Raw genomic sequence first — 14,611 nt, 5'->3', positions numbered from 1 at the left:
GTGCAGAATCCCGCTGGGCGGGAACCTGCGCGTCGTCAGGGCTGGCCGGGGAACGGGTCGGTCACCGGATCGGTCCCGAGAGCCACCCGCCAGGTGGCCTCCCTGACGGCCGCTTCGGTCAGCGCGGTGACGCCGAGCGTGCGGGTGTCCTCCGTCTCACCGTGTTCGACGACCGCCCGCCACGCGACGGCGGTGTCGGCCTCGACCTGGGCCGCCAACTGTGCGGCCGTGATCGGATCGGTGACGGGGAACGGCAGGGTGTAGCCCGCCTCGGCGGCCGGGGCCGTCAGTCCTGCCGCCGTCAACGTGTCCAGGAGCCCGTCCCGTCGCGCCCGGTGGGCTGCGGCGGCGGTGGCCACCTGGGTGGCCCGGGTGGGATTCGAGAATGCGGCGACCACTCCGTAGGCGAACACCGCGGAATGTTCGGCGGTCAGCGCGTCGGCGAGGCTCTTACCCTCGGCTTCAGTGGGTGTCGTCACGGCAGCACCACCGCCAGATACGTTCCGCATGCCGCGCTGATCGACGCGCAGAGCCCCGCCCGGTAGGCGGTCAGTGCGCGCGCCGAATCGGCTGCGCTGCGCTGCGACTCGGCCAGGAAGGCCCGCAATTGATCGAGGCCGGGCGGCGGCGCCGGTGCGGTCGGTGTCGTCGACGGGGGAGCGGACGTGGTCGGTGCGGTGCCGTCCAGGTAAGTTCCTGCAGCCCTGGCGATTTCGGCATCCAGTGCGTCGGCGTGCGCGGCGCGCTGGGCGCGGACGAGTTCGAGCGCCGCGCCGCGATCGGGGAGCAGCGCGATCGTGGCCGCCGCACCGGCGGCGTCACGACGAGCCAGACGCGACTGCTCGACGAGTGAATCGACCTCGGTGTCGGAGTCCGCGTCGTCGGCGCACCCCGCCAGCAGGGCGACGCTCGCGACGCCGAAGGCCGAGGCGGCTGCGAACCGGAGAGCGGTGCGCCGGGACACGGCCGGACCGGATGTCGGGGGCCGGGAGACGGTGGGCATGAGCACCGGTCCATGGTGCCAGGTCGGGCCGCGATCCCGGGAATCGAGCACCGGGGCTGGTCACGGGCGCGTCGAATCAGCGTTACTCTTAGATGCTCGAACCCGTCCCGGCGGGTTCGTGGTGCTGCGTGCGCGGCACGATGACCTGCCAGACCACGAAGACGACGAGCGACAACTGAAACGAGGAGCTTCCCCGATGCCGGTTCCATCCAAGGAGAGGGTGACGGAGCTCATCTCCGATCTGGTGCAACGCCAGGGCTACGACTTGGAGGGCGTTGCGGTCACCCTCGCGGGTCGGCACAGCGCGGTCCGGATCATGGTGGACAGCGACGCCGGGCTCGAACTCGACGCGGTCGCGAACCTGAGCCACGAGATCTCCGAGGTCTTCGATTCGGTGTCCGATTTCGGGGAGTCGCCATACACGCTCGAGGTCACGTCTCCCGGTATCGACCGGCCGCTCACGCACGAGCGGCACTGGCGCCGGGCCCGCGGCCGCAAGGCGCGCATCGATCTTGCGCACGAGACCGTCGTGGGTCGGATCGGCGTCCTCGACGGCGATTCGGTCGCGGTGGTGATCGGCTCGCGTACGGGCCCGGAGGTTCGGCGCGTCGCGCTCCCGGACATTCAGAAAGCTGTTGTGCAAGTGGAATTCTCGAAACCCGACCCGCGAGAGCTGGAACTCGCGGGCGGGATTCCCGAGGGTCGCGTGGCACCCGCGGACGCAGACGCGTCGGAAGATGAAGAAGTAGTAGAGGGGTTGGACAAGTGAATATCGACATTGCGGCGTTGCGCGCTATCGAGGCCGACAAGGGCATCTCGATCGAGACCGTCATCTCGACCATCCAGACCGCGTTGCTCACCGCCTATCGGCACACCGAGGGGCATCAGCAGCACGCGCGGATCGACGTCGACACCAAGAGCGGCATCGTGCGTGTGATGGCGCACGACGTCGACGCCGACGGCAACATGGTCGGCGAGGAATGGGACGACACCCCGGAAGGTTTCGGCCGGATTGCCGCGACCACCGCCCGCCAGGTCATCCTCCAGCGACTGCGCGACGCCGAGCACGAGCGCAGCTTCGGCGAGTACTCCACCCACGAGGGTGAGATCGTCGGCGGCGTGATCCAGCGCGACACCCGCGCGAACTCGCGCGGGATGGTCGTGGTGCGGATCGGCAGCGAGGCCAGCGGCGCCGAGGGTCTGATCCCGCCCGCCGAGCAGGTGCCCGGCGAGAACTACGAGCACGGCGAGCGGCTCAAGTGCTACGTCGTCGGTGTGGCCCGTGGACAGCGGGGACCGCAGATCACGCTGTCGCGCACCCACCCGAACCTCGTCCGCAAGCTGTTCGCGCTCGAGGTTCCGGAGATCGCGGACGGTTCCGTCGAGATCATCGCCGTCGCCCGGGAGGCCGGGCACAGGTCGAAGATCGCCGTCCAGTCGCGGGTGCAGGGACTCAACGCCAAGGGTGCGTGCATCGGGCCGATGGGCCAGCGGGTGCGCAACGTGATGAGCGAACTCGCCGGCGAGAAGATCGACATCATCGACTTCGACGAAGACCCGGCCCGGTTCGTCGGTAACGCGCTGTCGCCGTCGAAAGTGGTCTCCGTCACTGTGGTGGACCCCGAGGCGCGGGCCGCACGTGTCGTCGTCCCCGACTTCCAGCTGTCCCTCGCCATCGGCAAGGAGGGGCAAAATGCCCGCCTTGCTGCACGCTTGACCGGGTGGCGAATCGACATCCGCAGTGACGCCGCACCCGCCCCCGAGTCGGCAGGCGGACCCGCCGCGACCAGTCGTTGAGCCGGGAATGCGGAGATCGGGGCGAGTCGGCGGTAGAGTGGTCAATGGTTCAGCATGAGCACCCCGATTCCGCGCGCGTTCCTACCGGTTCACCGGTTCGAACATGCATAGGATGTAGGGAGCGCGCGCTGGCTGTCGATCTGCTCAGGGTTGTGGTTAGTGAGAGCGGGCCGCAAGGTCATGTTCTCGCCCCGGACCCGAGGCGCAGGCTTCCCGGTCGAGGTGCGTGGCTGCACCCCGCCGAGGCTTGCCTGAGTCTCGCGGAACGACGCCGAGCATTCGGCAGAGCGCTGCGAGTGTCCGGAAGTGTCGACAGTTCAGAAGTCGACCACTGGGTACGAGCAGGGCACCCACCCAGAGCAGTACCTCTCGAACAGAACAGGCACAAGCACTCATGAGCACACCGTGAAGCACCAGCGATGATCGTCCATCGGAGATAACCCGAGGTCGTGCGGGCCCCTCTCAGGGGAGCCTCCTGCTCGACCTCATCAGTGAGGAGAGCAGTGGCAGGCAAGGCCCGCGTGCACGAGTTGGCTAAAGAACTCGGTGTCACAAGTAAAGAACTACTCGCAACGCTCAAGGAGCAGGGCGAGTTCGTGAAGTCGGCGTCCTCCACGGTGGAGGCGCCCGTCGCCAGGCGTCTGCGGGAGTCCTTCCCGTCGGCGAAGTCCGCCGATTCCGCAGCCCGTCCGGCTGCCAAGCCCGGTGCACCCGCGCCGAGCGCCCCGGCGACCGCAGCGAAGCCGGGCGGTCCGCGTCCCGGCCCGAAGCCGGCAGCCCCGGCTCCGGCTCCGGCCGCACCCGCGGCGGCAGCCCCCGCAGCCACCCCCGAGGCGCAGGCCCCGGCTCCGGCCGCGCCCGCAGCAAGCGCAGCCACCCCGGCTGCACCGGCGACCAATGCTCCCAAGCCCGGTCGCCCCACCCCGGCTGCCCCGGCTCCGGCCGCACCCGCAGCCCCGGCCGCTCCGGCTGCGAGTGCCCCCGCGGCTCCGTCCACGGGCGCCAAGCCCGGCGGACCCCGTCCCGGCCCGAAGCCCCCGCGTGTCGGTAACAACCCGTACTCCTCGGCTCCCGCCGAGCGTCCGGCGCCCCGTCCCGCTCCCGGCGCACCGCGTCCGGGTGCACCCCGTCCGGCTCCCGGTCAGGGTGGACCTCGTCCGGCACCGGGTCAGGGCGGTCCCCGTCCGGCTCCCGGTCAGGGTGGACCTCGTCCGGCACCGGGTCAGGGCGGTCCCCGTCCGGCTCCCGGTCAGGGCGGTCCCCGTCCCAGCCCGGGCTCGATGCCTCCTCGCCCGAACCCAGGCGCGATGCCTGCTCGTTCGGCACGTCCCGCTCCCGGCGGTCGTCCCGGCCGTCCCGGCGGAGCCCCCGGCGGTCGTCCCGGCGGCGGCGGCGGTGGATACCGCGGTGGCGGAGCTCCCGGTGCCGGCGCAGGTGCGCCCGGTGGCGGAGCACCCGCAGGTGGTTTCCGCGGTCGTCCCGGTGGCGGTGGACGCCCCGGTCAGCGCGGTGCGGCAGCAGGCGCGTTCGGTCGCCCCGGTGGTGCCCCGCGTCGTGGTCGCAAGTCGAAGCGTCAGAAGCGCCAGGAATACGATTCGATGCAGGCGCCCGCCGTCGGCGGCGTGCGGTTGCCCCGTGGCAACGGCGAGACCATTCGCCTCGCCCGTGGTGCATCCCTGTCGGACTTCGCGGAGAAGATCGACGCGAACCCCGCAGCGTTGGTACAGGCACTGTTCAACCTCGGCGAGATGGTGACGGCGACCCAGTCGGTCAACGACGAGACGCTCGAACTGCTCGGCGGCGAGATGAACTACGTCGTCCAGGTCGTCAGCCCGGAGGACGAGGACCGCGAGCTGCTCGACAGCTTCGACCTCACCTACGGCGAAGACGAAGGTGGCGAAGAGGACCTCGAGTCCCGTCCGCCGGTGGTCACCGTCATGGGCCACGTCGACCACGGTAAGACCCGACTGCTCGACACGATCCGTAAGGCCAACGTCCGTGAGGGCGAAGCCGGCGGCATCACGCAGCACATCGGTGCCTACCAGGTGCTGACCGAGCTCGACGGCAACGAGCGTCTCGTGACGTTCATCGACACCCCCGGTCACGAGGCCTTCACGGCCATGCGTGCCCGTGGTGCCAAGGCCACCGACCTCGCGATCCTGGTCGTCGCCGCCGACGACGGCGTCATGCCGCAGACGGTGGAAGCGATCAACCACGCCCAGGCGGCCGACGTGCCGATCGTGGTCGCGGTGAACAAGATCGACAAGGAAGGCGCGAACCCGGACAAGATCCGGCAGCAGCTCACCGAGTACGGACTGGTCGCCGAGGAATACGGCGGAGACACCATGTTCGTCGACATCTCGGCGAAGCAGGGCACCAACATCGACGCGCTGCTCGAAGCCGTGCTGTTGACGGCGGACGCTGCCCTGGACCTGCGGGCCAACCCGGACATGGACGCTCAGGGTGTCGCCATCGAGGCGCACCTCGACCGTGGACGCGGCCCCGTCGCGACCGTGCTCATCCAGCGCGGAACGTTGCGGGTCGGCGACTCGATCGTGGCCGGCGACGCATACGGACGTGTGCGCCGCATGGTCGACGAGCACGGCGACGACGTGCTCGAGGCCCTGCCCTCGCGTCCCGTCCAGGTGGTCGGCTTCACGTCGGTCCCCGGTGCAGGCGACAACCTGCTCGTGGTCGACGAGGACCGCATCGCCCGTCAGATCGCCGACCGGCGCAATGCGCGTAAGCGCAACGCTCTGGCCGCGAAGAGCCGCAAGCGCATCAGCCTCGAGGACCTGGATTCGGCTCTCAAGGAGACGTCGCAGCTCAACCTCATCCTCAAGGGCGACAACTCGGGAACCGTGGAGGCCTTGGAAGAGGCCCTGCACGGCATCGAGATCGACGACGAGGTGCAGTTGCGGGTCATCGACCGTGGTGTCGGTGGCGTCACCGAGACAAACGTCAACCTGGCCGCTGCGTCGAACGCGATCATCATCGGGTTCAACGTCCGCGCCGAGGGCAAGGCGACCGAGTTGGCGAACCGCGAGGGCGTCGACATCCGGTACTACTCGGTGATCTACCAGGCCATCGACGAGGTCGAGAAGGCTCTCAAGGGCATGCTCAAGCCGATCTACGAAGAGGTCGAGCTGGGCAAGGCGGAGATCCGCGCGATGTTCCGTTCGTCCAAGGTCGGCAACATTGCCGGTTGCCTCGTCACCTCGGGTACCATCCGTCGCAATGCGAAGGCCCGGCTGCTGCGTGACAACACGGTTGTCGCCGAGACCGTCACCATCTCCTCGCTCAAGCGGGAGAAGGAGGACGCTGTCGAGGTACGCGAGGGTTACGAGTGCGGTTTGACGCTCACCTACTCCGACATCAAGGTCGGTGACGTCATCGAGGCCTACGAGCTTCGGGAAAAGCCGCGCGACTAGTCGCCATCCGTTTGGGGTGACGTAGCAGCGTCATCCGGCGTGCGCTTCTCCGGCCGAGTCGATCGGCCGGGGGAGCGCACGTCTCCCCGAAGGAGGAAAGTTTGTACGTCGGTGCGCTCGAGCTCGACATCTTGCTCGGTGACGTGCGATCTCTGAAAGAGAAGCGTGCAATGGTCAAACCGGTACTGGCGGAGCTGCGACGCTACGGCGTCTCGGCCGCCGAGACCGGCGAACAGGATCGGTATCGCCGGTCGATGCTCGGCGTCACGATGGCGAGTTCGGCGGTCGATCACGTACACGAGGTACTCGACACGTGCGAACGGCACGTCGCCGAGCTGCCGGAACTGCAACTCCTTGCGGTCCGGCGAAGGATTTTCGGCCCCGAGGACTGACTCGGAGTGCCCTGCCCGCCCGGCCGCGTCGGCGGCCCGGCGTGCAGAATGAAATACAGCTACACACGCAACTTCACAACTTATTCAGCGGCCAGGGAGAGGAGTCTGATTGTCATGGTGGATCCCGCCCGGGCACGCAAACTCGCCAAGCGCATCGGCACGATCGTCGCAACGGCGATCGACCACGAAATCAAAGACCCTCGCCTGGCGTTCGTCACGATCACCGATACCAAGGTGACGGCCGACCTCCACGACGCCACCGTGTACTACACCGTGATGGGCGCCGACCTCGAGTCCGAACCGGACCTCGCCTCCGCAGCCGCAGGGCTGGAGAAGGCGAAGGGCGTTCTGCGCTCGAAGGTGGGCGCAGGCACCGGAGTCCGGTTCACGCCGACGCTGACGTTCGTCGCGGACACGGTCCCCGACACGGCACGGCACATGGAGGAACTCCTCGCCCGTGCTCGCGCCGCCGACGACGAGGTCGCGCGTGTCGCGGCCGGTGCGTCCCCGGCCGGCGATCCCGACCCGTACAAGGAGCCCCGAGCCGAGGACGCGGACGACGCCGAAGTCGACGAGCCCTCCGGTTCCCGCCAGGCGGACTGACACGAACCGACATGACCCACACTCAGGAGACGTCCCTGTCTGATCTCGATCGTCACGAGGTGTTTCTGCCGCAGGCGGTCGCCGTTCTCGAGAACGCGACGTCGGTGACGATTCTGTGTCACGTCCAACCCGATGCCGACACGATCGGCAGTGGACTGGCCCTGGCGTTGGTGCTCGAGCGCAAGGGGATTCCGGTGCAGGTCGCGTTCGGCGCGCCCGACGAACTGCCGGAGTCGATGCGTGAACTGCCGGGCACCCACCTGCTGGTGCCTGCGGATCAGGTGCGCCGCAACGTCGACCTGCTCGTGACCGTCGACTGCGGCAGTGCCGGGCGTCTCGGGAAGCTCGCCGATCGGCTCGCGAACGCGGGGGAGACCCTCGTCATCGATCACCACCGGTCCAACACCCGCTTCGGTCGCATGAACGTGATCGACGAGTCCGCGGAGTCGACGACCGCTGTCGTGGCGCAGATGTTCGACCTGTGGGGTGTGGAGATCGACGCCGATCTGGCGCACTGCCTGTACGCGGGACTCGTGACCGACACCGGTTCGTTCCGCTGGGTGCAGCCCGGCACCCACACTCTCGCCGAGAGGCTGCTCGCCACCGGAATCGACGGAGCCCGCATCGCGCGGCGCCTGCTCGACACACACCCGTTCGGCTGGCTGCCCATGCTGTCCTCGGTGCTCGGATCGGCGACTCTCGTCCCCGACGCAGCGGGAGGGCGTGGACTGGTGTACGCCGTGATCCGGCAGGCCTACATCGGAGACCTCCGCTCGGAGGAGATCGAAAGCGTCATCGACATCGTCCGGACGACGTCCGAGGCCGAGGTCGCCGCGGTCCTCAAGGAGGCCGTGGACGGCACGTGGTCGGTGTCGCTGCGATCGAAGTCCGACGTGGACGTGTCGGTGATCGCCGGGTACCTCGGCGGCGGCGGTCATCGGTTCGCCGCCGGCTACACGGCCGAGGACTCTGCCGACGAGATCGTGACCATGCTCGTCGAATCGCTCGGCTGAGGTCCGAAATCATTGGCTGACGTCTCGGAAGTCACGGGCGACGCGACCGCCCGGACGGTGTTCGGGCTGGCGCTGCCCGCGCTGGGCGTGCTCGCTGCCGAACCGATCTATCTGCTCTTCGACATCGCCGTCGTCGGTCGGCTGGGCGCACTGGCGCTCGCGGGCCTTGCGGTCGGCGGTCTCATCCTCGCCCAGGTCAGCACACAGCTGACGTTCCTGTCCTACGGCACCACGGCGCGCGCGTCCCGTATGCACGGGGCCGGCGACGAGCGTGGTGCGGTCCGGGAGGGCGTGCAGGCCACGTGGCTGGCCTTGGGTATCGGCGCGCTCGTGATCGCGCTGGCCCACCTGTTCGCGCGTCCGGTCACGTCGGCGATCTCGGGCGGCTCCGACATCGCGGCGGCCGCCGAGAGCTGGCTGCGGATCGCGGTGTTCGGGGCCCCGCTCATCCTCGTCGCGATGGCGGGCAACGGGTGGATGCGCGGTGTGCAGAACACGGTTCGACCGCTGCGGTTCGTGATCGCCGGTCTCGTCGTGTCGGCCGTGGCCTGCCCAGTTCTGGTGCACGGATTGTGGGGTGCGCCGCGGCTGGAACTCGAGGGTTCGGCGGTCGCGAACGTGATCGGGCAGGCGGTGTCCGCGAGCCTGTTCATCGGAGCGCTGGTGGTGGAGCGGGTGCCGTTGCGTCCGCGGTGGCACGTCATGCGCGCCCAGATGGTGCTCGGCCGGGACCTGATCCTGCGGAGCCTGGCCTTCCAGGCGTGCTTCCTCTCAGCGGCCGCCGTCGCGTCCCGGTTCGGTGCCGCCGCGGTCGCCGCCCACCAGGTGGTGCTGCAGCTGTGGAACCTCGTCGCACTCACCCTCGACTCCCTGGCCATCGCCGCACAGGCGCTGGTCGGTGCCGCGCTGGGCGCCGGACATGCCAAGGGCGCCACGCGACTGTCGTGGCGCATCACCCGGTGGTCCACGATCTTCGCCACAGGGCTCGCCCTGATCTTCGCCCTCGGCCACGGGGTGATCCCCGAACTGTTCACCTCCGATAAGGCCGTACTCGACGAGATGGCGGTGGCCTGGTGGTTCTTCGTCGCGATCATGCCGGTCGCCGGAGTGGTGTTCGCCCTCGACGGAGTACTGCTCGGGGCCGGCGACGTCGCCTTCCTCCGGAATGCCACGCTGTCCTGCGCGTTGGTCGGATTTCTGCCACTGATCTGGCTGTCGATGCTGCGCGACTGGGGCCTGGCGGGAATCTGGACGGGACTCACGGTGTTCATAATTCTTCGGATGCTCGCGGTCGTATGGCGCGTGGGCACGGGCCGCTGGGCAGTGGTCGGGGCCGACCTGCAGACACGGCACGAATCGGACAGCGATCCCGCGGCGGAACACGATCGGAAAGGTGGTTGACGTGGCACCCAAACTGATGGCGGTGAGCGACATCCATGTGGGGCACCGGGGAAACCGCCCGATCGCCGAGGACATCTATCCCGACTCGCCCGAAGACTGGCTGATCGTCGCGGGCGACGTCTCCGAGAAGACCGACGACATCCGATGGGCGCTGAAACTCCTGCGCAGTCGTTTCGCCGAGGTCATCTGGGTTCCCGGCAACCACGAACTGTGGACGACGGCGAAGGATCCGGTGCAGATCCACGGCGCCGCCCGCTACGACTACCTGGTCACCATGTGCCGCGAGATCGGCGTCATCACCCCCGAGGACCCGTTCCCGGTGTGGGAGGCAGAGGACGGCCCGATCACGCTGGTCCCGATGTTCCTGCTGTACGACTACACGTTCCTGCCCGACGGCGCCACCACCAAGGAGGAAGGTCTCGCGATCGCGCGCGAGAAGAACGTGGTGGCCACGGACGAGTTCCTGCTGTCGAGTGAACCGTACGGAACCCGGGATGCGTGGTGTCGCAACCGCGTCGAGACGACGAAGGCCCGGTTGGACGCCCTGCCCGCAGGCACCCGCACCGTCCTGATCAACCACTTCCCGTTGGTGCGTCAACCGACGCAGGTGCTGTGGTACCCGGAGTTCTCCCTCTGGTGCGGCACCGAACTGACCGCGGACTGGCACACCCGGTACAACGCCGTCTGCGCCGTGTACGGGCATCTGCACATTCCGCGGACCACCTACTACGACGGGGTGCGGTTCGAAGAGGTGTCGCTGGGCTACCCGCGGGAGTGGCAGCGGCGGGGACTCCCGGACCGGCTCCTGCGGCAGATCCTCCCGGTGCCGGAGTACCCGCCGGGAACACTGAACAAGTGGGGAGGCCACTTCAAGGTCACTCCCGAACAGGAAGCCGAAGTGGAGAAGATGCGGGCGAGGGGGGCCCTGTGATCGAGAGAATTCTGCCTGCCGGAGTGGTGTCCTCGGAACTGTTCGAGGATCCGCCGGGCCTGCGTCCGCACCCGCAGGAGGAGGCGCTGATCGGCAGGGCGGTGGAGAAGCGGCGGCGCGAATTCACCACCGCACGGCACTGCGCCCGTCTGGCGATGACGAAGCTGGGCGTGGACCCGGCCCCTGTTCTGCGGGGCGACAAGGGTTCCCCCGTGTGGCCGCGCGGCGTGGTCGGGAGCCTCACGCACTGCGACGGCTACCGCGGCGCGGTGCTCGGCTACGCCATGCAGGTGCGGTCCGTGGGGATCGACGCGGAACCGCACGAGGCGCTGCCGGACGGTGTGCTGGATGCGGTGAGCCTGCCCGCCGAACGCGACTGGCTGTCGGGCGCGGCGGACTCCGGGCAGTGGCGCTCCGCCACCGGCGGGCCGGTGCACCGGGACAGGCTGCTGTTCTGCGCCAAGGAAGCCACGTACAAGGCGTGGTTCCCGCTCACGGCCCGGTGGCTCGGGTTCGAGGACGCGCACATCACGTTCGAGGCGTCCGGGGACGGCACGGGCACGTTCCATTCGGATCTCCTCATCTCCGGAGAGACCGTCGACGGCCCACCACTGGCGTCGTTCGACGGACGGTGGATGGTGTCCGACGGTCTGATCATCACCGCCATTGCGGTGCACTGATTTCGGTGCGGTGACGACGGCTGGCAGAATCGGACCTCGTGTCTGCACGTGAAAAGCCCTCTTCCGGTCTCGTCGGCGCCGGACTGCTCATCGTCGATAAGGACGCGGGCGTCACCAGCCACGACGTGGTGGCCCGGTGCCGCAAGCTGCTCGGCACCCGGAAGGTCGGGCACGCGGGCACTCTCGACCCGATGGCCACCGGGGTGCTGGTGCTCGGTGTGGAGCGGGCGACGAAGCTGCTGGGGCTCCTCGCTCTGACCACCAAGGCGTACACGGCCACGATCCGGCTGGGTCAGGCCACCACCACCGACGACGCCGAGGGCGAGGTCGTCGCGTCCGCCGATGCGTCCGGCGTGACGGACGACGAGATCGCCGCGCAGGTGCACACCCTCACCGGCGACATCCAGCAGATCCCGTCGAGCGTCAGCGCCATCAAGGTGGACGGCCGGCGGGCGCACGCACTGATCCGTGCGGGCGAGGAGTTCGAACTCGCTCCCCGTTCGGTCACGGTGTCTCGGTTCGAGGTGATCGGGAGGCGCACCGAGGGCACGTTCGTCGACCTCGACGTCGAGGTGGAATGTTCCTCCGGCACGTACGTCCGGGCGCTCGCGCGTGATCTGGGGATCGCGCTGATCGGCGTCGGCGGGCACCTCACTTCGCTGCGTCGGACCCGGGTGGGACCGTTCACGCTCGAGCACGCGCGGACGCTGGAGCAGCTGGCCGAGGAACCGGGTGTCAGTCTCGACATCGACGCCGCCGCGCAGACCGCGTTCCCGCACCGGCAGATCGACGCGGACGAGGCCGAATCGATCAGTCAGGGCAGGTGGCTCGAGCCGATCGGAATCAAGGGGGTCTACGCCGCCATCGATCCGAGTGGGCACACGATCGCGCTGCTCCAGGAGCGGGGACGGCGGGCAAGCTCCGTGATGGTGGTCCGCCCCGCGACCCTGAGGTAGCGGTTCACACCAGCCAGATGGCCTGGGCTGCGGGGTTTCCGAGCTCGATGGAGTCCTCGTGCGTGCCGAGCCGGACCGACACGGTTCCGGCGTAGTCGCGTCGCTCCAGCACCGTGACCGTAACGTCCAGTGCCACACCGACCGAGTCGAAGTACCGCAGCATCGCCGGGTCGGAGTCCGAGATCCGGGCGATGCGTCCGCTCTCGCCGTTGACGAAGTCGCTGAGCTGACGTGCCGGGGGAGTGGGCACCGAGCCGTCGACCGCGGGAATCGGATCGCCGTGCGGATCGCGCTCGGGATGGCCGAGCTTCGCGTCCATCCGGGAGATCATCAGATCCGAGACGGCGTGTTCGAGGACCTCCGCCTCGTCGTGCACCTCGTCCCAGCCGTATCCCAGTTCGTGCACCAGATACGTCTCGATGAGGCGGTGCCTGCGGACCATACCGACGGCGGCGACGCGCCCCGCCTCGGTGAGCGCGATGGACCCGTAGCGGGCGTGATCGACGAGGCCCTGGTCGGACAGTTTCCGAATGGCCTCCGACACGGTCGACGCCGACACCCCGATCTTCTCGGAGAGCAATTTCGTGGACACCCGCTCCTGCGACCACTCCTGAACGGTCCAGATGACCTTGAGGTAGTCCTGCGCCACTGCCGAGAGAGCCCCGGTCTCGGAGGTCGAGTCCTCGGTCACGCTCTGGTCATTCTTGTTCACGGCCACGCCAACGAGCTTAGGCAAGTCTTACCGGCGAGACACATCGACACACCTGATCCGTCGTCGGGAGACTGCCCGGGCGACCGCGAACCGCGAGGTCGTGGCGCTTCCCCGGCGAGCGGGGCGGCCGGACACCCGGTCCGGAGATGAACATCGGCGCGCGGCACCGTAGGCTGCCACTCGTGCTGAGATGGCGTGGTCTCGACGAGGTTCCTGCCGACTGGGGTCGTTGTGTTCTCACGATCGGCGTATTCGATGGCGTGCACCGAGGTCACGCCCAACTGATCAGTCGAGCGGTGGCGGCTGCCCGCACGCGTGGAATACCCAGCGTGCTCATGACTTTCGATCCTCATCCGATGGAAGTGGTTCGTCCGGGCAGTCATCCCGCCCAGCTCACGACGCTCGCCCGCCGGGCGGAGCTCGCGGAGGAGCTGGGCATCGACGTGTTCTGCGTCATGCCGTTCACCGCCGAATTCATGAAGCTGACCCCGGAGCGGTACGCCCACGAGATTCTCGTGGAGCGCCTGCACGTGGCGGAGGTCGTCGTCGGTGAGAACTTCACGTTCGGCAAGAAGGCGGCGGGCAACGTCGACCTGCTGCGTCAGATCGGCGACCGGTTCGGGTTCGCGGTCGACGGTGTGACGTTGCTCGCAGAGCATGCGGTCACGTTCTCGTCCACCTACATCCGTTCGTGCGTGGACGCCGGCGACATGGCCGCCGCGACGGAGGCCCTCGGCCGCCCGCACCGCGTCGAGGGTGTCGTCGTCCACGGCGACGGTCGTGGACGGCAGCTCGGCTATCCGACCGCGAACGTCGCGCCGCCCATGTATGCCGCGATTCCCGCGGACGGCGTGTACGCCGCCTGGTTCACCGTGCTCGGGCACGGAGTCGACCTGGGCACGGTCACCTCCGGCGAGCGGTACATGGCCGCCGTCTCGGTGGGCACCAACCCCACGTTCTCGGGGCGGACGCGCACCGTGGAGGCCTTCGTGCTCGACCGGGAAGCCGACCTGTACGGCCAGCACGTGGCCGTCGATCTGGTGGAGCGCCTCCGCGGGATGGAAAAATTCGATTCGGTCGACGACCTGATCGTCGCGATGGGCAAGGACGCCGAGCGTGCGCGCGCGATCCTGGCGGCGTCGGAGGACGTGCGGTAAAGCCGTCCCATTTCAGCTGGTAAAGTGGACCGCTGGCGTGCGCTGCGGTTCGTGGCGGCCGCGCCGAGTTTCGATCCTTGCACGCGAACGTCATCACCAGGAGTGAACCAGTGGCATTGACCACCGAAGAGAAGAAGCAGGTTCTGAGCGAGTACGGCCTGCACGAGACCGACACCGGTTCGCCGGAGGCGCAGGTGGCCATGCTCACCAAGCGCATCGTCGATCTCACCGAACACCTCAAGATGCACAAGCACGACCACCACTCCCGCCGCGGCCTCCTGCTGCTGGTCGGACGCCGTCGTCGTCTGCTCAAGTACGTCCAGAAGGTCGACATCGAGCGTTACCGCTCGCTGATCGAGCGTCTCGGCCTGCGTCGCTGAGTTTCGTACACAGCGGTCATTTCGATCGCAAATCACTCCGGTAGCCGGCGGGGCCTTGCTTAGACTGGGCCTCGCTGGCTATCGGCGTTAGCTGCCGAGGGCAGCACTACCGTATGCACCCGAGAATGTGGTGTCGGTCTTCGGTAGTGGTCTTC

At 68.4% G+C, this 14,611-nt stretch carries 16 protein-coding genes; 13 read left to right on the top strand and 3 right to left on the bottom strand.

The genetic code is table 11. From position 1 onward, the window contains the following. Positions 1–35 precede the first annotated feature (35 nt). Positions 36–479, bottom strand: a complete 444-nt coding sequence (locus tag DTA22_RS09050) for a ferritin-like domain-containing protein (protein WP_112299238.1) — start codon at positions 477–479, stop codon at positions 36–38. After that, a complete protein-coding gene (locus tag DTA22_RS09045; RefSeq protein ID WP_037245701.1) occupies positions 476–1,003 on the bottom strand; it encodes a hypothetical protein in 528 nt (175 codons plus the stop codon). Before DTA22_RS09045 ends, DTA22_RS09050 begins: the two co-directional genes overlap by 4 nt. A gap of 196 nt (positions 1,004–1,199) precedes the next feature. Between DTA22_RS09045 and rimP the strand changes: the two genes are divergently transcribed. The 11 genes from rimP to truB all read left to right on the top strand — a co-directional run bounded on the left by rimP (position 1,200) and on the right by truB (position 12,207). Further along, positions 1,200–1,772 (top strand): ribosome maturation factor RimP, encoded by a 573-nt coding sequence (rimP, locus tag DTA22_RS09040; protein ID WP_037245703.1) that lies wholly within the window; start codon positions 1,200–1,202, stop codon positions 1,770–1,772. Next, positions 1,769–2,800 carry a transcription termination factor NusA gene (gene nusA / locus DTA22_RS09035; RefSeq protein WP_105419289.1) on the top strand — a complete coding sequence of 344 codons (1,032 nt, stop codon included), beginning with the start codon at positions 1,769–1,771 and terminating at the stop codon, positions 2,798–2,800. The genes rimP and nusA overlap by 4 nt, the downstream gene beginning before the upstream one ends. 44 nt (positions 2,801–2,844) lie before the next feature. Further along, positions 2,845–3,198: a YlxR family protein gene (locus DTA22_RS09030; protein ID WP_081792792.1), complete on the top strand. Its 354-nt coding sequence runs from the start codon at positions 2,845–2,847 to the stop codon at positions 3,196–3,198. Between the two features lie 105 nt (positions 3,199–3,303). Then, the gene (infB, locus tag DTA22_RS09025; RefSeq protein ID WP_112299237.1) at positions 3,304–6,231 is read left to right on the top strand and encodes a translation initiation factor IF-2; all 2,928 of its coding nucleotides are present in this window, start codon (positions 3,304–3,306) and stop codon (positions 6,229–6,231) included. 101 nt (positions 6,232–6,332) lie between these two features. Then, complete coding sequence (locus DTA22_RS09020; protein ID WP_005240674.1) at positions 6,333–6,623, top strand: DUF503 domain-containing protein; 291 nt, start codon at positions 6,333–6,335, stop codon at positions 6,621–6,623. Between the two features lie 114 nt (positions 6,624–6,737). Further along, entirely contained in the window at positions 6,738–7,226 is a 489-nt protein-coding gene (gene rbfA / locus DTA22_RS09015) for a 30S ribosome-binding factor RbfA (protein WP_005240675.1), read from the top strand. Between the two features lie 11 nt (positions 7,227–7,237). After that, positions 7,238–8,239, top strand: a complete 1,002-nt coding sequence (locus DTA22_RS09010; protein ID WP_112299236.1) for a DHH family phosphoesterase — start codon at positions 7,238–7,240, stop codon at positions 8,237–8,239. Between the two features lie 12 nt (positions 8,240–8,251). After that, the gene (locus tag DTA22_RS09005; protein ID WP_112299235.1) at positions 8,252–9,640 is read left to right on the top strand and encodes an MATE family efflux transporter; all 1,389 of its coding nucleotides are present in this window, start codon (positions 8,252–8,254) and stop codon (positions 9,638–9,640) included. A 1-nt stretch (position 9,641) separates the two neighbouring features. Next, positions 9,642–10,571: a metallophosphoesterase family protein gene (locus DTA22_RS09000; RefSeq protein ID WP_037232634.1), complete on the top strand. Its 930-nt coding sequence runs from the start codon at positions 9,642–9,644 to the stop codon at positions 10,569–10,571. After that, a complete protein-coding gene (npt, locus tag DTA22_RS08995) occupies positions 10,568–11,251 on the top strand; it encodes a 4'-phosphopantetheinyl transferase Npt (protein ID WP_112299234.1) in 684 nt (227 codons plus the stop codon). Before DTA22_RS09000 ends, npt begins: the two co-directional genes overlap by 4 nt. 38 nt (positions 11,252–11,289) lie before the next feature. After that, positions 11,290–12,207, top strand: coding sequence for a tRNA pseudouridine(55) synthase TruB (gene truB / locus DTA22_RS08990; RefSeq protein ID WP_037232628.1), 918 nt, complete (start codon positions 11,290–11,292; stop codon positions 12,205–12,207). 4 nt (positions 12,208–12,211) lie between these two features. Here the strand turns inward: truB and DTA22_RS08985 are convergent, their stop codons facing one another. Next, on the bottom strand, positions 12,212–12,925 hold the full coding sequence (locus DTA22_RS08985; protein WP_128970010.1) for a metal-dependent transcriptional regulator: 714 nt from the start codon (positions 12,923–12,925) through the stop codon (positions 12,212–12,214). 176 nt (positions 12,926–13,101) lie between these two features. On the opposite strand from DTA22_RS08985, the gene DTA22_RS08980 reads away from it, so the two are divergent. Continuing rightward, positions 13,102–14,076: a bifunctional riboflavin kinase/FAD synthetase gene (locus DTA22_RS08980; protein ID WP_037232696.1), complete on the top strand. Its 975-nt coding sequence runs from the start codon at positions 13,102–13,104 to the stop codon at positions 14,074–14,076. 110 nt (positions 14,077–14,186) lie between these two features. Beyond that, entirely contained in the window at positions 14,187–14,456 is a 270-nt protein-coding gene (rpsO, locus tag DTA22_RS08975; protein ID WP_005240682.1) for a 30S ribosomal protein S15, read from the top strand. Positions 14,457–14,611 lie beyond the last annotated feature (155 nt).

Source organism: Rhodococcus wratislaviensis (assembly GCF_900455735.1).
GTDB lineage: Bacteria > Actinomycetota > Actinomycetes > Mycobacteriales > Mycobacteriaceae > Rhodococcus_F > Rhodococcus_F wratislaviensis.
The sequence above is the reverse complement of the archived record's forward strand: the minus strand, read 5'-3'. Positions and strand labels throughout refer to the sequence as shown.